Origin of the sequence: Nocardioides sp. SYSU D00065, from assembly GCF_017916425.1 — a bacterium.
GTDB lineage: Bacteria > Actinomycetota > Actinomycetes > Propionibacteriales > Nocardioidaceae > Nocardioides.
Genome location: NZ_JAFMSX010000002.1, coordinates 190675 through 207560, shown reverse-complemented (window position 1 = coordinate 207560; position 16886 = coordinate 190675). Strand labels below are relative to the sequence as shown.

The following is a 16886-nucleotide window of genomic DNA, read 5'->3' as shown; positions in this document are numbered from 1 at the left end:
GTGACCTCCCCCGCTGACTGGCTCGCCGGCGCGCGGCCCCGCACCCTGCCCGCCGCCGTCGCGCCCGTCCTCGCCGGCACCGCGGTGGCGGCGTACGTCGACCAGGCCGTGTGGTGGAAGGCCCTGCTCGCCCTCGTGGTGAGCCTCGCGCTGCAGGTCGCGGTCAACTACGCCAACGACTACTCCGACGGCATCCGCGGCACCGACGCCGACCGCGTCGGCCCGATGCGCCTGGTCGGGTCGGGTGCCGCGACACCGGGCGCCGTCAAGACCGCCGCCTTCGCGGCGTTCGGGGTGGCTGCCGTGGCCGGGCTGGTCCTGGCGGCGACGACGGCCTGGTGGCTGGTGGCGGTCGGCGCGGTCTGCGTCGTCGCCGCGTGGTTCTACACCGGCGGCGACAAGCCCTACGGCTACCTCGGCCTGGGCGAGGTCATGGTGTTCGTCTTCTTCGGCCTCGTGGCGGTGATCGGCACGACGTACGTGCAGACGCAAGCGTGGGAGTGGCCGGCGCTCTACGCCGGCGTCGGCATCGGGGCCCTCGCGTGCGCGATCCTCGTGGCCAACAACCTGCGCGACATCCCCACCGACACGGTGGCGGGCAAGCGGACCCTGGCCGTCCGGCTGGGCGACGAACGCACCCGCTACCTGTACGCCTTCCTCGTGCTGGTCGCCGCGGCCGCTGTGGTCGCGGTGGCGGCCGCCACCACGTGGTGGGCGCTGCTCGGCCTGGTCTTCCTGGGCCGCGCCGTCGCGCCCACGCGCGCCGTGCTCGGCGGGGCGGCCGGTCCCGCTCTCATCCCGGTGCTCGCCGGCACCGGCGCAGCCGAGCTCGCCTGGGCTGTCCTGGTGGCCGCGCCGCTCCTCGTCCTCGGCTGAGCCCGGTCGCCGGGCGCGTCCGGGCGATAACCCGTGGCCCGACGTCGGCCCTGCTCACTAGCGTGACCGCGTGGACTACGACGTGGCGATCCTCGACCTGTTCGACGACTCCGAGGAGGCCACCGCCCGCCGGCGGGGCTGGGTCGGCGCGGTGCAGCGCGGCTTCCGCGCGGACCGTCCCGAGGACGAGCTCGTCGACCGGTGGGTGACCCACTACCGTGCCGAGCGGGCCACCGTCCGTGGCGCCTGGCTGCCCGCTGGCGAGTTCGGCGCGGGCCCGATGCCGGTGGCGACGTACGCCAGCTTCGACAAGACCCTCAACGCGGGTCGCGAGGTGCTGCCGCTGCGGATGGTCACCGACGTGACCACCAGCGCGAGCCACCGACGCCGGGGTCTGCTCCGCCAGCTCATCGAGGCCGACCTGGCCGACGCGGTGACCTCGGGCGTCCCGGTCGCCGCGCTGACCGCGTCGGAGGCCACGATCTACGGCCGCTGGGGGTTCGGGCCGGCGACGTTCCGCCACGGCGTCGAGGTCGACACCTCGGCCGGCTTCGGGTTCCGGTCCTTCACCGACCCCGGACGCGTCGAGCTGGTCGAGCCGGTGGACGCGTGGCCGCACGTGCGTGCCGTCTTCGACGCCTTCCACGCCAGGCAGCGCGGCTCCGTGGAGTGGCCGGCGCCGTACGAGGACATCCACACCGGCGCCTACGACTTCGACGGCGGCGGCGCCAACCGCAAGATCCGCGCCGCCGTCCACCTCGGCGCCGCCGGCGCGGTCGACGGCTTCGTCATCTTCAAGCACGGCGAGAAGAACACCGTCGCGGTGACCGAGATGATCGCCCTCTCCCCTGAGGCCCAGCTCGGGCTCTGGTCCTTCCTCGGCAACATGGACCGCGTCACGACCGTGACCCACAAGCTGAGCCATCCTCGCGACCCACTGCAGTGGGCGCTCACCGACCTCAACCGGGTGCGGTCCACCGAGATCGAGGAGTTCCTCTGGCTGCGCGTGCTCGACGTGCCGCGGGCGCTGGCCGCGCGGCCGTGGAGCGGGAACGGCACGGTGGTGCTCGAGGTGGATGACGCCCAGGGCCACGCGGCGGGCCGCTTCGAGGTGACCGCCTCGGCCGGCGGCGCGGAGGTCGTCCGCACCGAACGGGCCCCCGAGGTCCGGCTCACCGCCGAGACCCTCGGCGCGCTCTACCTCGGCGGCGTGCCCGTGGCGCAGCTGCACCGTGCCGGCCGGCTCGACGGCGAGGAGGATGCCGTACGCCGGTTCGCCGAGATGGCCGACCTGGCGGAGCCGCCGTACTGCCTCACCGGCTTCTGAGCGGGGCCCGACTCCCAGCAGGGAGCCTCAGTCGGTGTCCTCGCGCGCCCGGCGCTCCTCGAAGGCGGCCGCGGCCTTGGCGGCCCGCGCCTCCACGCGGCGGGCGAAGGCCTCGCGCTGCCGCTCGAGGATGTAGTAGGACGACACCCCGGAGACGAGGAAGGCGGCGACGACCGCCCAGAAGAGGTTGATCCGTCCGTCGAAGAGCAGGGCCATGACTCCGGCGACGACGCCGAACGAGGCGAGGAACAGCACGATCCGCAGGGCGGTGTAGACGGCGAACTCCTTCACGCCACCAGCCTAGGCGCCGCGGACTACATTGGAGGAATGCTCAAGGTGCTGCTCCTGGTCGCAGCGATCGCCCTCGTCGTGTGGCTGCTGGTGAGGCTCACCCTGCGACGGCTCGACGGTGGTGCGGCCTCACGCCCCCGCGTGATCGGACCCGACGACGACCCCGACTTCCTGCGCGGGCTCGACCGTCGCAGCGACCCCGACGACTGAGCGGACCTCGGCGGCACCCTCCGCGTAGGAGTGCTGGCTGGTGGAGCTGAAGAAGTTGATGCCGATGAAGTTGAACCACAGCGTCGCGGCTCCGACCAGCGCCAGCACGGCCGCGTTGCGACCGCGCCAGCCCGCGGTGGCCCGGGCGTGCAGGTAGGCGGCGTACACCACCCAGGTGATGAACGCCCACACCTCCTTGGGGTCCCAGTTCCAGTACGCGCCCCACGCCTGGTGCGCCCAAATGGGGCCGGTGATGAGCACGGCGAAGGTCCACACCGGGAAGCCGAAGGCGTGCATGCGGTAGGACAGCCGGTCCAGCACCTTGGGCTCGGGGACGCGGGCGAGGTAGCCCGTCGTCGCGGTCGAGCGCTGCTTGACCAGGTAGAGCACCGACAGCAGCGCGCCGAGCGTGAACGCACCGGTCGAGATCACCGCGGAGACCACGTGGATCACCAGCCACGGAGAGTTGAGCGCGTCGGGCAGCGGCAGGAGGGTGTCGTCGAGCCCCAGGAACGCCGCCATCAGGGCGGCCACGACGAACGTGATCACCAGCGGGCCGAGCCACTCGATGTCCACCCGCAGCGTGGCCAGCACGAAGATCAGCGCGACCACGAACGTGCCCGCCACGGTGAACTCGTACATGTTGCCCCACGGCACCCGGTTGGGGTCGGCGGCCAGGCCGCGGGCGACGAGTGCCACGAGGTGTACCGCGACCGCGAAGACCGTCAGCACCAGCGCCAGCCGGCGCGCCATCGCGGTGCGGTGGCTGTCGACGTCCTCGCCGGCCGGGACGCTGCGCAGCGAGGCCAGCTCGAAGAAGTAGGCCAGCATGGCGAGGAAGTAGAGCACCGCGGCGCCGATGACGCCCTCGTAGCTGAACACCTCCCACTGTGCGTCCGTCATGACTGCTCCTCCTTCTCCGCCTCGAGGGCGGCCACGATGTCAGCGAGCTCGGCGGCGCCGTCCTCGGGGTCGCCGGCCGACGACCGGTCGAGCCGCGCCAGCTCGACGAGCGTGGTGCCGTCGTCCTGCCGGCGCGCGCGGACCCACAGCCGGCGCGGCCGGACGAACAGCGAGGCCAGCAGGCCCAGCAGGGCCAGCACCACGCCGGTGAGGGCGACGACCTTGCCGGGGCTGCGGCTGATCTGGATCTTGTTCCACCGCTGCAGGCCCTCGAACGTCACGCTGCCGAGCCCGTCGGGCAGCTCGACGGTGTCGCCGGGACGCAGGTCCGCGCGGAACGGCTGGCCGTTGTCCTTGACGACCTGGGTGGCCTTGCTCTTGTCGAGCACGTAGACCGACGAGCTGGCACCGTCGTCGAGACCCACATCGCCGGTCCACAGGCCGAGCGACACGAGCGGCTCGAGGGCGTCGCCCCAGATCGAGGCCGGCATGGAGAGGTTGCCCTCGGCGTCGCGACCCATCGCGAAGGTGGGGTAGAACGTGCCCTCGAGCGCGATCTGCTCAGGCTGCGCGTCGGGGGCCTTGATCACGCCGAACGACTCGAAGGTCTGCGCGTTGGTCGGCAGGAACACGGTCGGCCCGGACTGCACGACGTTGCCGTCGCCGTCGCGCACCGTGACGACCGGGGCGTAGCCGTGACCGATGAGGAAGACGTCGGTGCCGCCGATGGTCAGCGGGTGGTTGACCTTGAGGTCGTACTCACGGGGCTCGGCCCCTGGCTCGGTGGTGTAGTCGAGGTGGGCGACGAACTCGCGGGCCATCCCGGCCCGCTCCCCCTCGGTGACCCACTCGACGTCGAAGTCGGTGATCTCGAAGGAGAACGGCTCCATCACCGCCGGGTCGAAGAGGTTGCCCGGGGCGAACTCGTCGTACTGGGTGAGGTTGTTGGAGAACCCGAACTCCTCGCCGTTGAAGAGGATCACGCCGCCCTTGTAGCCGAACAGGCTCCCGACCGCGACGCCCACCAGCACGATGATCACGGACAGGTGGAACAGCAGGTTGCCGGCCTCTCGCAGGTGCCCGCGCTCGGCGGCGACCGCGTCGGTCCCCTCCGGCCACTCGACGCGGAAGCGACGCCGCCTGATCACCCGCGCCGCCCGCGCCAGCACGACGTCGGGGGCGTCGGTGGTGACGTACGACGTGCTCTGCGGGAGGCGGGAGAGGTGGCGGGGCGCCCGCGGGGGCCGGGCTCGCACCGCGCGGGCGTAGACGAGCAGCCGGGGCACGATGCAGCCGACGAGCGAGATCATCAGCAGGATGTAGATCGCGGAGAACCACGCCGAGCCGTAGACGGAGAACAGGTCGAGTCGGTCCCAGATCGGCGCCAGGCGCGGGTGGTCCTCGCGCCACTGGGACACCGCCAGCGAGTCGATGTCTTCCTGCGGGATGACCGAGCCGGGGATCGCGGCCAGCGCGAGGAGGAGCAGCAGCACCAGCGCCGTACGCATCGAGGTGAGCTGGCGCCAGCTCCACCGCACGAGGCCCCGAGCGTCGAGGTCGGCCGGCAGGGGCGTGGCCTGGCGGTCGTCGGACGGCCGCTGCTGCAGGTCGGTCACACCGGCATCCAGTACCCGTTGACGACGGCGCCCTGCAGCCACTGGACGATGCGGTCCCACCAACCGGTCACCAGGAGGAGCCCGACGACGATCATCATCACGCCGCCGAGCCGGGTGATGAGCACCTGGTGGCGCCGGATCGCCGCGAACGCGCCGATCATCCGGCGGTAGGCCAGCGCGGCGGCGATGAAGGGCAACCCGAGGCCGAGGGCGTACACGGCGGACAGCACGGCCCCGCGGCCGGCGGTGGCCTCGTTGACGGACAGGACGTTGATGGCGGCCAGGGTCGGGCCCACGCACGGGGCCCACCCGACGCCGAACAGGAAGCCGAGCAGGGGCGCGGCGGCGAGGCCGACGGCCGGCACCTTGTGGATGCGCCAGTCCCGCTGGAGGAAGCCGATGCCGCCGAGGAACGCGACGCCGAGCAGGATCGTCAGGACCCCCAGGACCACGTTGAGCTGGCGGGTGTGGCTGAACAGCCAGGCGCCCGCGGCGCCGGTGAGGCTGCCGAGCAGCACGAACACGACGGCGAAGCCGAGGACGAACAGCACCGCGCCGGTCACCATCCGGCTGCGCCGCGCGGCCTCGAGGTCCGCGCCGGACAGCCCGGTGGCGTAGGACAGGTAGCCGGGCAGCAGCGGGATCACGCAGGGACTGAAGAAGGAGACCAGGCCGGCGAGGAGGGCGACCGGCAGGGCCAGGATCAGCGACCCCGACATCGCGGTCTCCTGGAAGAAGTCACTCATCCAGCACCACGTCGACGAGGGACAGGAGGGTCTGGGTCGTGGGGATCCGTCCCTGGACGGACGCGGCCACGCGGCCCTTCTTGTCGAGCACGACGGTGCTCGGGATGGAGCGCGGGTTGAGCGTGCCGGCGAACGAGAGCAGGGCGGACCCGTCCGGCGAGTAGACCGAGGGGTAGGGGACGTCGAAGTTGCGTACGTAGGCGAGTCCCTGGTCGGCCGAGGCGTCCCGGATGTTGAGCCCCAGGAACGTGACGTCGTCGCCGAGCTCGGCCGCCGCCTCGTTGAGGTCGGGCTGCTCCACCCGGCAGGGGTCGCACTGGGACCACCACACGTTGACGACGACCGGCTTGCCGCGGGTGTCGGCGAGGTCGACGGGCTTGCCCTCGAGGTCGGTGCCGGTCAGCTCGAGCGGTGCGCCACGATCCTTCGCCGACACCTCGACCGGCACGCCCGTGCCGGTGATGTAGCCCTTGTCGCCGGTCCCGGACAGGCTCGAGCAGCCGGCCAGCACGAGCAGGCAGGCGACAGCGGCGAGCGCGCGGAGAGAGCTCAGGGCCGCTCCTCCTCCGCGGCCCCGCCGGCCGAGAACGGCGCGGAGCGGTCGCCCACCGGGATGAGGTCGCCGGCCGGCTCGGAGTAGCGCACCTGCACCATGCGGTCGCCGTCGAAGACCACGCTGGTCAGCGAGCACAGCGTGCACTGGCGGCTCCTGGGGTGGTGCACGTAGCTGCGCTTCTCCAGGAACAGCCGCGTCGTCCAGATCGGCAGCTGGTGGGACACGATGACCGCCTCGTGGCCCCGTGCGGCGTCCCGCGCGTCGTGGATGGCGGCGATCATCCGGCCCGCGATCTCGTCGTAGGGCTCTCCCCACGACGGCTGGAGCGGGTTGTAGAGGTGGCGCCACAGGTGCGGCCGCTTGATGATCGTCCACGCGCCGTCGCCGAAGCTGAGCCCCTCGAAGACGTTGGTCGACTCGATCACCCGCGGGTCGACGACCGGCGTGAGGCCGCGCACGGCGGCGAGCGGCGCCCCGGTCTCGCGGGCGCGCTCGAGGGGCGAGGTGCGCATGTGCACGATGTCCCGCTCGCCGACGGCCTCCGCGATGCGCTGCGCCATCGCGTTGCCGAGGTCGGAGAGGTGGTAGCCGTCACGACGGCCGTAGAGCACGCCCTGGGGGTTGTGGACCTCGCCGTGGCGCAGCAGGTGGACCGTGGTCGTCTCGCCCATGTCAGTGGCCTCCCGCGGTGGCGGCTGCGGCGGCGGCCGCCGGCAGCGCGTCGAGGACGGTGGAGACCGCTCGGTCGTCGTGGGCCGCGGAGACGAACCACGCCTCGTAGGCCGAGGGCGGCAGGTAGACCCCCTGGTCGAGCATCGAGTGGAAGAACGCCGCGTAGGCGGCGGTGTCCTGCCTGCTCGCCTCGGCGAAGTCGCGCACCGCCCCCTCGCTGAAGAACACCGAGAACATCGTGCCCGCCACTTGGACGGTGTGCGGCACGCCGGCCGCCTCGAGCGCCTCGGCGACGGCCGTGCGGATGGTCAGCGCGGTGGCGTCCAGGTGGGCGTACACCTCCGGTGTCGCCAGCCGCAGCGTGGCGAGCCCGGCGGTCGTGGCGACGGGGTTACCGGACAGGGTGCCTGCCTGGTAGACCGGCCCCTCGGGCGCGAGGTGCGACATCAGGTCGGCCCGTCCGCCGAAGGCCGCCGCGGGGAAGCCGCCGCCCATCACCTTGCCGAAGGTCATCAGGTCCGGCGTCCATCCCTCGACCGCGCCGTCGAGGCCCCAGCCGCCCTGCGCGGTGGCACGGAACCCGGTCATCACCTCGTCGCTGATGAACAGCGCACCGTGGTCGCGACAGGTCTGCGCCAGGAAGGCGTTGAAGCCGGGCGCCGGCGGGACGACGCCCATGTTGCCCGGCGAGGCCTCCGTGATCAGGCAAGCGATCCGCGGCCCGTGGGCCGCGAAGGCGGCCAGCACGGCCTCCCGGTCGTTGTAGGGCAGGACCAGGGTCTCGGCGGCGGACGTCGCGGGCACGCCGCTGGTGCCCGGGACCGCCAGCGTCGCGACGCCCGAGCCGGCCTCGGCCAGGAGCGGGTCGACGTGGCCGTGGTAGCAGCCGGCGAACTTCACGACGAGGTCGCGACCGGTGGCACCGCGCGCGAGCCGGATGGCCGACATCGTCGCCTCGGTGCCCGAGGACACGAAACGGACGCGGTCCACGGGGGTGCGCGCCACGATCTCCTCGGCCAGCTCCACCTCCGGCTCGGTGGGGGTGCCGTACGACGTGCCGCGGGCGACCGCGCTGGCGACCGCGGCCTGCACCTCGGGGTGTGCGTGGCCCAGCAGCATCGGCCCCCACGAGCAGATGAGGTCGACGTAGTCGTTGCCGTCGGCGTCGGTGAGCCACGCCCCGGAGGCGGAGGTGATGAAGCGCGGCGTGCCACCGACCGCGTTGAAGGCACGCACGGGCGAGTTCACGCCCCCCGGGGTCACCGCCCGGGCGCGCGCGAAGAGCGCTTCGCTGGCAGCGGTGCTGCCGGTGGTCGTCGCGGTGGTCGTCGCGGGGGTCACCTGTTCATTGTCCAGCAACCGGGCAAGGATCCCCAGCCGGTGGGTACGGGGACGGCGCCCATGTGCCTTGGCACACAGCCCAGGCGCCCGTAACGTGGCCCCGGAACACCTCGTTGAGCGGTGCAGGGTGGGCCCGGAGCGGGCATCATGGCACCACAGCGACCAGGGGGAGATGCGAGACATGTCGAGCTTCGGCCGGCTCCACCGAGCCACCGCGATCATCCCGCTGGCCGTGCTCTCCGCTGCCTGGACCGCGAGCCTGGCCGGTGTCGGCGTCGGCTCCGCAAGCGCTGACCCCGACGGCCCCCGGACGCTCCCCGACGGCACCGTCCTGCCCGCCGCGGCCATCGAGGCCCCCGCCAGCGTGGGCGACGCCGTCACCCGCGCCGCGGCACTCACCCCCGGGTCGGCCGGCGACATCCCCCAGGCCGCGCTGGCCGCCTACCAGCGCGCCGAGGCGGTGATCAACCGCGCCGACCGCGGCTGCAACGTCTCCTGGGAGCTGATCGCCGCGATCGGCCGGGTGGAGTCCGACCACGGTCGCTTCGGCGGCAACAGGCTCGACGACCGGGGGGTGGCCCGGCCCGGGATCTACGGCATCGCCCTCAACGGCCGCAACAACACCCAGGACATCGCCGACACCGACGGCGGGCAGTACGACAACGACACCCGGCACGACCGCGCGGTCGGGCCGATGCAGTTCATCCCCTCGACCTGGTCCGTGGTCGGGGTCGACGGCGACAGCGACGGCACGCGCAACCCCCAGGACATCGACGACGCCGCGCTCGCGACGGCCGTCTACCTCTGCTCCGGCGACGAGGACCTGTCGACCGAGCAGGGCCAGCGCGCCTCGGTCTACCGCTACAACCACTCCAACGACTACGTCGACCTGGTGCTGGAGATCATGCAGGCCTACCTGGACGGCGACTTCAGCGCCGTCCCGACCTCGACCCTGACCACCGGCGTGATCCTCCCCGACCCCACGACCTCCGCTGCCACCGACGGCCCGGGCAAGCAGGGTGGCGGCAAGGGCACGAGCGACGGCGACCGCGGCGGCGACAAGGGAGACGGCGACAAGGGGGACCAGTCGCCGACCTCGAAGCCGACGCCCAAGCCGACCCGCACGCCCACGCCGACCTCCACCCAGACACCCACGCCCACGCAGTCGCCGACTTCCACGCAGGCTCCGACGCAGACGCCCACGCAGACGCCCACGCAGGCGCCGACTCAGCTGCCCACCACGGTGCCGACGCTCCCGCTGCCGACCGTCGTGCCCACCCTGCTCTCCCCACTGCAGGCCCAGGCCCAGTGCCTGAGCGATCTCGGCCTCAACGGTCTCGTGAGCGGCGTACTGGGCCTCGCCGCACTCTCGCAGAGCCAGAGCGCGGCGCTGACGGCCTGCGTCAACGACCTGCTGCACCCCTGAGTCCGGCCAGCGCGCCGCGCCGGCGCGCTAGCGACCGAGCAGGCGAGCGGCCTCGGAGGCCCAGTACGTCAGCACGATGTCCGCGCCGGCGCGGCGGATCGAGGTGAGGGTCTCCAAGATCGCGGACTCCCGGTCGATCCAGCCGTTGGCGGCCGCGGCCTCGACCATGGCGTACTCGCCGGAGATGTTGTAGGCGGCGACGGGTACGTCGACCGCGTCGCGCACGCGGCGCACGACGTCGAGGTAGGCCAGGGCCGGCTTCACCATCACGATGTCCGCGCCCTGCTCGACGTCGAGGAGCGCCTCGCGCACCCCCTCGACCGCGTTGGCCGGGTCCTGCTGGTAGGTGCGCCGGTCGCCGACCAGCGAGGAGTCGACGGCCTCGCGGAAGGGGCCGAAGAACGCGGAGGCGTACTTCGCGGAGTAGGCGAGCACAGAGACCTGGTGGTGCCCGACGGAGTCGAGCGCCTGGCGCACCACCGCGACCTGGCCGTCCATCATGCCGCTGGGCCCGACCATGTCGACGCCCGCTGCGGCGTGGGCGAGCGCCATCTCGGCGTACGCCGCCAGCGTCCGGTCGTTGTCGACCTCGCCGTCCGGCGTGAGCAGGCCGCAGTGCCCGTGGTCGGTGAACTCGTCGAGGCACAGGTCCGACATCACGGTGAGCTGGTCGCCGACCTCGGCGACCACGTCGGTGATCGCGAGGTTGAGGACGCCGCCGGGGTCGATCGCACCCGAGCCGGTCGCGTCCTTGTGCTCGGGGATGCCGAAGAGCATCACGCCGCCGAGGCCCAGCTCGGCGGCCTCGGCCGCAGCGCGCTTGAGCGAGTCGCGCGAGTGCTGCACGACGCCGGGCATCGAGCTGATCGGCCGCGGCTCGGACAGGCCTTCGCGGACGAAGACGGGCAGCACCAGCGAGCTGGGCACCACGTGGGTCTCCGCCACCATCCGGCGCAGCGCCGGCGTACGCCGCAGCCGGCGGGGCCGGATGAGCGGGGTCTCGAGCGGCATCTCCTCGGTCACGCGTCGATCCTCTCCTCGGGGTGTGGGCCCTGCGGCCCGGTGCCTACTTGACGCGTGCCTTGCGGCGCCCCGACGCGGTGCGCTCGCTGGGCCGGGTGACGGGCTCCCCCGCCTCCAGCATCGCCAGGCGCCGGGTCGCGCCGAAGTCGGCGAGGGCGTCGACCAGGACCTCCACGTCGGGCGTGGGGGCGAGCACGTCGACCCGCAGGCCGTGCTCCTCGGCGGTCTTGGCGGTCTGCGGCCCGATCACCGCGATGACCGTCGAGGGGTGCGGCTTGCCGGCGATGCCGACCAGGTTGCGCACGGTCGAGGACGAGGTGAAGACGACGGCGTCGAACTTGCCGGTCTTGATCGCGTCGCGCACCGGAGCGGGCGGCGGCGTGGCGCGCACCGTGCGGTAGGCGGTGACGTCGTCGCACTCCCAGCCCAGGTCGACCAGGCCGGCGACGAGGTTCTCCGTCGCGATGTCGGCGCGGGGCAGGAAGACCCGGTTGATCGGGTCGAGCACCTCGTCGTAGGGCGGCCACTCCTCGAGCAGCCCGGCGGCGGACTGCTCACCCGCGGGCACCAGGTCGGCGCGCAGGCCCCAGTCGGCGATGGCCGCTGCGGTCTTGTCGCCCACCGCGGCGATCTTGAGGCCGGAGAACGCCCGCGCGTCCAGGCCGTACTCCTCGAACTTCTCCCGCACGGCCCTGACCGCGTTGACCGAGGTGAAGGCGATCCACTCGTAGCGGCCCTCGACCAGGCCCCGGACGGCCTTGTCCATCTGCAGCGGGTTGCGCGGCGGCTCCACCGAGATGGTCGGCACCTCCTCGGGCACCGCGCCGTACTCGCGCAGGCGGCGCGACAGGGAGCCGGCCTGCTCCTTGGTGCGCGGCACCAGGGCACGCCAGCCGAACAGCGGCTTGGTCTCGAACCACGACAGCGTCTGGCGCAGGTCGACGACCTCGCCGATGACCGTGATCGCCGGCGGGGCGACCCGGGCGGCGCGGGCGTCGGCGGCGACGTTCGCGAGCGTGGAGATCAGCGTCTGCTGCTCGGTCGTCGTGCCGACCTGCGTCATCGCGACCGGCGTCTCGGGCGAGCGACCGGCCTCGATGAGCGCGGCCGCGGTCTCGCCGATGGTGCCGACGCCGGAGAGGAGGACCAGCGTGCGGTCGTCGGCGTAGGCGCTCCAGTCGATCTTCTCTCCGCACGTGACGACGGCCATCTCGCGGTGGCGCTTGGTGGTCAGCGGGATGCCGGCGTAGGCGGGGACCGCGCTCACGGACGAGACGCCGGGCACGACCTCGAAGCCGACGCCGGCCTTGACGCACGCCTGCGCCTCCTCGGGGCCCGACGCGTAGAGGAACGGGTCGCCGGTCATCAGGCGCACCACCCGCTGCTTCTTGCCGTGGCGTACGACGACCTTGGCGCGCGCCGCGTGCGTCATCGGCTGGCCGTCCTCACCGAAGCCGCCGTCGACGATCTCCGGGCCGTCCCAGGATCCGTCGGGGCCCTCGGCGAGGCCGAGGACGGAGCGGACCAGGTCGACGTGCTCGGGCGCCTCGGTCACGACGACCTCGGCGGCCTGCAGGAGCTCCACCGCACGCACCGTCAGCAGCCCGGGGTCACCGGGTCCGCTGCCGACGAAGGACACCCAGCCCTGGACCGGGGTCGCGGGGGTGCTGGGGGTGCTGGCCTGCGGGGTCTGTACTCGCGTCATGCCTGCTGCTTCCTCACTGGTGGTGCTTCCATCAGGTCTGCTGCTCCCTCGTCGAGCATGTCGCTCGCGAGGCGGGTCCCGAGCTGCGCTGCGTCGTCGACGGCGCCGCTCGCGCTCATCCGCACGGACAGTCCGCCGTCCTCCGACAGGGCCACGGCGCGCAGCCACAGCTCCTCGCCGTCCTCGCCCTCGACGACCTCCGCGAGCGCGCCCAGCGGCGCTGCGCAGCCGGCCTCGAGCGTAGACAGGACCGCCCGCTCGGCGGTCACCGCGGCGCGGGTCGCCGGGTCGTCGAGGCGGGCCAGCGCGGCGACCAGGTCGGTGTCGTCGGAGCGGCACTCGATCGCGAGCGCGCCCTGGCCGGGCGCGGGGAGCATCTGGAGGGGGTCGAGCACCTCGGTGACCTCGTCGAGCCGGCCCAGCCGCGCGAGACCCGCACGAGCGAGGACGACCGCGTCGACCTCGCCGTCGCGCACCTTGCGGATGCGGGTGTCGACGTTGCCGCGGATGTCCTGCAGCTCCAGGCCCAGGCCGAGCGCGGCGAGCTGGCTCACCCGACGGGGCGACCCGGTGCCGAGACGGCTGCCGACGGGCAGCTCGCCCAGGGTCAGGCCGTCGCGGGCGACCACGACGTCGCGCGGGTCCTCGCGCGGCGGGATCGCAGCCAGCGCGATGCCGTCGGCGGGCGTGGTGGGCAGGTCCTTGAGCGAGTGGACGGCCAGGTCGACGCGACCGGCGAGGAGCGCGTCGCGCAGGGCGCTGACGAACACGCCGGTGCCGCCCATCGAGGCGAGCGGGGCCGCGTTGCGGTCGCCCTCGGTCGACACCTCCACCAGCTCGACCTCGCGTCCCAGCCGCTCGCGCACCATGTCGGCGACGAGGCCGGACTGGGTGGTGGCCAGGGCCGACGCGCGGGTGCCGAGGCGCAGCGGTGCTGTGGTGCTCACTGCTGTCCCTCCGCCCGGGAGATCGCGCCGACCGCGTCGGGGTCGAGCCGGAACAGCTCGGCCAGCGCGGCGGTGTAGGAGGCGGCGGGCTCCGCGTCGGCCAGCTCCTTGACCCGCACGGTGGGCTCGTGGAGCAGCTTGTCGGCGACCCGGCGCACGGTGTGGAGCACCTCGGCCCGGGTGGCGTCGTCGAGCTGCGGGAGGCGCGCCGCGAGCCGCTCCATCTCGGCGTCCACCACGGAGGTGGCCATCGAGCGCAGCGCCACGACGGTCGGGGTGACGCTCGCCTGCCGGCGCACGGCGAGGAAGGCGGCGATCTCCTGCCCGACGATCGTGCGTACGTCGTCGACGCCGGCGGTCGCCTCGAGGCCGCGCAGCTCCTGGGAGAGCCCGGCGAGGTTCACCAGCTCGACACCGGGCAGGTCGGCCACGGACGGGTCGACGTCGTGGGGCAGGGCGAGGTCGATGACCGTCAGCGGACGGTCGCTGCTGCCGCGGGCGGTGACGACGTCGGCCAGGCGCACCTGCGGCTCGCGCGCGCCGGTGCAGGACAGGACCAGGTCGGCCGAGGGCAGCTCGTCGGCGAGCGCGGTCAACGGCAGCGAGCGGGCGTCGTACTCGGCGGCGAGCCGCTCGGCCCGCGCCGCGGTGCGGTTGAGCACGACGATGCTCGCGGCACCGCTGCGCGAGAGGTGGGCGACGGCGAGGGAGGCCATCGCGCCGGCGCCGATGACGACGGCGCGGGCGCCCGCGACCGGGACGCTGCTGCGCTCGAGGGCGGCACTGACGAGCGAGGGGGCCGCGCGGTCGATGTCGGTCTCGGCGTGAGCGCGCTTGCCGACCCGCAGGGCCTGCTGGAACAGCGCGTTGAGGGCCGGCCCGACGGTGCCGTGCTCCTGCCCGATGCGCAGCGCCTCGCGGGTCTGGCCCAGGATCTGCCCCTCGCCGACGACCATCGAGTCGAGGCCCGCGGCCACCTGGAACAGGTGGGAGACGGCGCCCTCGTCGTAGTGGACGTAGAGGTGCGGGAGCAGCGCCTCGGTGGACTGCTCGGCGCGCGCCACGAGGAGCCCGGAGACGTCCTCCACGCTGCCGTGGAACCGGTCGACCTCGGCGTACACCTCGAGGCGGTTGCAGGTGACGATCGCGGTGGCCTCGGAGACGTGCTCACCGCCCAGCACGTCGGCGACGAGCTTCGCCGTGCCGTCGGCGTCGAGCGCGAGCTTCTCGAGGAGCTCGACGGGTGCGGACTTGTGGGAGATGCCCACGACCAGGACGCTCACGACACGACCTCCGTCGCCGGAGCGACCGACTTGCGCTGCTCGTGGTAGGCGAGGATCTGCAGCTCGATGGAGAGGTCCACCTTCCGTACGTCGACGCCGTCCGGCACCGACAGCACCGTGGGGGCGAAGTTGAGGATGCTCGTGATGCCGGCCTCCACCATCCGGTCCGCGACCGCCTGGGCGGCCACCGCGGGGGTGGCGATCACGCCGATGGAGACGTCGTGCTCGGTGACGATGACCTCGAGCTCCTCGAACGAGCGGACCTCGAGCCCGGCGACGGCCTCGCCGTGGCGCTGCGGGTCGGCGTCGAGCAGCGCCACGACCCGGAAGCCGCGGCTGCGGAAGCCGGAGTAGTTGGCGAGCGCGTGACCGAGGTTGCCGATGCCGACGATGACCACCCGCAGGTCCTGGGTCACGCCGATCTCGCGGGCGATCTGGTAGCGGAGGTACTCCACGTCGTAGCCCACGCCGCGGGTGCCGTAGCTGCCGAGGTAAGAGAGGTCCTTGCGCAGCTTGGCGCTGTTGACGCCGGCGGCGGCGGCCAGCTCCTCACTGGAGCAGGTGGTGGTGCCGCCCTCGGCCAAGCCGGTCAGGGCACGCAGGTACACGGGAAGCCTGGCGACGGTCGCCTCGGGGATGTCCCGGGCAGAGTCGGCGGTCCGTGCGGTCACAGCTGCTTCTTTCCAGTCCCGCGAACCTCGCGTGACCCCGCCACTGTAGGAGTTTGTGAAGGGGAGAACAAAACGGGAACGGCACCGGCTAGCACATGTGAGAAGACCCACCTCAGGCGGGGGTCGCCCGACTTGCGTTCGCGGTGTCTGAAGGCGTAAAGCCGGGCGTCGTCCTCGCGCCCTGGCCCGCTTGGGACCCCGCCCCCGGACGTCATACGGACGGGGTCGGCGGGTGCCCCGTCCGTATGACGTCCGCATGTCGCTGGCGACGCCGCCCGCCTCAGGCCAGGACCTCCCGCAGCAGCCGGTCGGACTCGAGCAACGCGACGCGGTCGTGGGTGGAGGAGCTCGCGAGCAGCTCGTCGGCACCGGTCCGCTCCGCCAGGGCGTCGAGACGACGGCGCACCGTCGCGGGACTGCCCGCGACCGCCCGGTCCAGCGAGGCCTCGACGCGGCGGCGCACCTGGTTCGACCACGCCGTGCCCCGGATGGCCGCGACGCTCTCCAGCGGCGGGAACTCGCCGGTCTGGCGCGACACCGCCATCGCCCACGCCTCGGGCAGCGCGAGCTCGCGAGCAGTGGTGTCGTCGGTCGCGACGAGCACGTCCAGGGAGACCGTCACCCGCGGGGAGCTGCCGCGGTGCGGGCGGAAGTCGCGACGGTACGTCGCCAGCGCCGCTGGAAGCTCGTCGGAGTCGAGGATCGGTCCACCGACGACCACGGGCAGGCCCAGGCGGGCGGCGACCTCGAGCCCGCGCCCGGTGGCCAACAGGTGCATGGGCACCGCCCGACCCGTCGCGGGACGCGCTGTCACCTCGGCGGTGCGCTCGAGGTACGCGCGGAGCTCGGTCAGGTCGTCCTCGAAGGTGTCGCCGTCCTCGTGGTCGCGTCGCAGCGCGCGACGCACCGGCGCGGTGAAGCCGAGCGACCGGCCCAGCCCGAGATCGACCCGTCCCGGGTGGAGCGCGTCGAGCACGAGGAACTGCTCGGCGACCACCAGCGGCTGGTGCAGCGGGAGCATGACGCCGCCGGACCCGATGCGGATCCGCGTCGTGCGGGCGCCGATCGCCGCCAGCAGGACGGCCGGCGAGCCCGACGCGATCCCCGCCACCGCGTGGTGCTCGGCGACCCAGAAGCGCTCGTAGCCGAGACGCTCAGCCGCCGCCGCCCGCTCGAGCGTCGCGGCGAGGGCCTCCGCATCGGATGCCTGACGCCGGGTCCTGGAGCGGTCGAGGAGGGAGAGCTTCACTCCTCCTCCAACGCGCGACGGCCCGATCGGCATCCCGTCAGGAC

16 protein-coding genes are annotated in these 16886 nt (G+C 73.1%); 3 read left to right on the top strand and 13 right to left on the bottom strand.

The features are described from left to right. On the top strand, positions 1-876 hold the full coding sequence (locus J3P41_RS09070; protein ID WP_210650818.1) for a 1,4-dihydroxy-2-naphthoate polyprenyltransferase: 876 nt from the start codon (positions 1-3) through the stop codon (positions 874-876). Between the two features lie 70 nt (positions 877-946). Then, positions 947-2203: a GNAT family N-acetyltransferase gene (locus tag J3P41_RS09065; RefSeq protein ID WP_210649992.1), complete on the top strand. Its 1257-nt coding sequence runs from the start codon at positions 947-949 to the stop codon at positions 2201-2203. 27 nt (positions 2204-2230) lie between these two features. Here J3P41_RS09065 and J3P41_RS09060 read toward each other — a convergent pair whose 3' ends face one another. From J3P41_RS09060 to hemL, 7 genes are all read right to left on the bottom strand, one after another. After that, positions 2231-2494: a DUF4229 domain-containing protein gene (locus J3P41_RS09060; protein WP_210649991.1), complete on the bottom strand. Its 264-nt coding sequence runs from the start codon at positions 2492-2494 to the stop codon at positions 2231-2233. A 129-nt stretch (positions 2495-2623) separates the two neighbouring features. Then, positions 2624-3607 carry a c-type cytochrome biogenesis protein CcsB gene (gene ccsB, locus J3P41_RS09055; RefSeq protein ID WP_210649990.1) on the bottom strand — a complete coding sequence of 328 codons (984 nt, stop codon included), beginning with the start codon at positions 3605-3607 and terminating at the stop codon, positions 2624-2626. After that, positions 3604-5223: a cytochrome c biogenesis protein ResB gene (locus tag J3P41_RS09050; protein WP_307861911.1), complete on the bottom strand. Its 1620-nt coding sequence runs from the start codon at positions 5221-5223 to the stop codon at positions 3604-3606. Before J3P41_RS09050 ends, ccsB begins: the two co-directional genes overlap by 4 nt. After that, a complete protein-coding gene (locus J3P41_RS09045; RefSeq protein WP_210649989.1) occupies positions 5220-5969 on the bottom strand; it encodes a cytochrome c biogenesis CcdA family protein in 750 nt (249 codons plus the stop codon). Before J3P41_RS09045 ends, J3P41_RS09050 begins: the two co-directional genes overlap by 4 nt. After that, complete coding sequence (locus tag J3P41_RS09040; RefSeq protein ID WP_307861910.1) at positions 5962-6480, bottom strand: TlpA disulfide reductase family protein; 519 nt, start codon at positions 6478-6480, stop codon at positions 5962-5964. The genes J3P41_RS09045 and J3P41_RS09040 overlap by 8 nt, the downstream gene beginning before the upstream one ends. Before the next feature lie 38 nt (positions 6481-6518). Further along, a complete protein-coding gene (locus J3P41_RS09035; RefSeq protein WP_210649988.1) occupies positions 6519-7196 on the bottom strand; it encodes a histidine phosphatase family protein in 678 nt (225 codons plus the stop codon). 1 nt (position 7197) lies between these two features. After that, a complete protein-coding gene (gene hemL / locus J3P41_RS09030; protein ID WP_210649987.1) occupies positions 7198-8538 on the bottom strand; it encodes a glutamate-1-semialdehyde 2,1-aminomutase in 1341 nt (446 codons plus the stop codon). 181 nt (positions 8539-8719) lie between these two features. On the opposite strand from hemL, the gene J3P41_RS09025 reads away from it, so the two are divergent. Further along, positions 8720-9964 (top strand): lytic transglycosylase domain-containing protein, encoded by a 1245-nt coding sequence (locus J3P41_RS09025; RefSeq protein WP_210649986.1) that lies wholly within the window; start codon positions 8720-8722, stop codon positions 9962-9964. A gap of 27 nt (positions 9965-9991) precedes the next feature. Here J3P41_RS09025 and hemB read toward each other — a convergent pair whose 3' ends face one another. From hemB to J3P41_RS08995, 6 genes are all read right to left on the bottom strand, one after another. Then, the gene (hemB, locus tag J3P41_RS09020) at positions 9992-10975 is read right to left on the bottom strand and encodes a porphobilinogen synthase (RefSeq protein WP_210650815.1); all 984 of its coding nucleotides are present in this window, start codon (positions 10973-10975) and stop codon (positions 9992-9994) included. A 55-nt stretch (positions 10976-11030) separates the two neighbouring features. Beyond that, on the bottom strand, positions 11031-12692 hold the full coding sequence (locus J3P41_RS09015; RefSeq protein ID WP_210649985.1) for a uroporphyrinogen-III synthase: 1662 nt from the start codon (positions 12690-12692) through the stop codon (positions 11031-11033). Further along, the gene (gene hemC, locus J3P41_RS09010) at positions 12689-13639 is read right to left on the bottom strand and encodes a hydroxymethylbilane synthase (RefSeq protein WP_307861909.1); all 951 of its coding nucleotides are present in this window, start codon (positions 13637-13639) and stop codon (positions 12689-12691) included. The genes J3P41_RS09015 and hemC overlap by 4 nt, the downstream gene beginning before the upstream one ends. Beyond that, the gene (locus tag J3P41_RS09005; protein WP_210649984.1) at positions 13636-14922 is read right to left on the bottom strand and encodes a glutamyl-tRNA reductase; all 1287 of its coding nucleotides are present in this window, start codon (positions 14920-14922) and stop codon (positions 13636-13638) included. Before J3P41_RS09005 ends, hemC begins: the two co-directional genes overlap by 4 nt. Continuing rightward, positions 14919-15593, bottom strand: a complete 675-nt coding sequence (locus tag J3P41_RS09000; RefSeq protein ID WP_210649983.1) for a redox-sensing transcriptional repressor Rex — start codon at positions 15591-15593, stop codon at positions 14919-14921. Before J3P41_RS09000 ends, J3P41_RS09005 begins: the two co-directional genes overlap by 4 nt. Positions 15594-15873: 280 nt before the next feature. Continuing rightward, on the bottom strand, positions 15874-16842 hold the full coding sequence (locus J3P41_RS08995; protein ID WP_307861908.1) for an MsnO8 family LLM class oxidoreductase: 969 nt from the start codon (positions 16840-16842) through the stop codon (positions 15874-15876). Between the last annotated feature and the right edge of the window lie 44 nt (positions 16843-16886).

Coding starts and splice junctions, on each gene's coding strand:
- ccsB (WP_210649990.1), bottom strand. CDS start 3,607: ATGACGGACGCACAGTGGGAGGTGTTCAGCTACGAGGGCGTCATCGGC.
- J3P41_RS09045 (WP_210649989.1), bottom strand. CDS start 5,969: ATGAGTGACTTCTTCCAGGAGACCGCGATGTCGGGGTCGCTGATCCTG.
- J3P41_RS09035 (WP_210649988.1), bottom strand. CDS start 7,196: ATGGGCGAGACGACCACGGTCCACCTGCTGCGCCACGGCGAGGTCCAC.
- J3P41_RS09025 (WP_210649986.1), top strand. CDS start 8,720: ATGTCGAGCTTCGGCCGGCTCCACCGAGCCACCGCGATCATCCCGCTG.
- hemB (WP_210650815.1), bottom strand. CDS start 10,975: ATGCCGCTCGAGACCCCGCTCATCCGGCCCCGCCGGCTGCGGCGTACG.
- J3P41_RS09015 (WP_210649985.1), bottom strand. CDS start 12,692: ATGACGCGAGTACAGACCCCGCAGGCCAGCACCCCCAGCACCCCCGCG.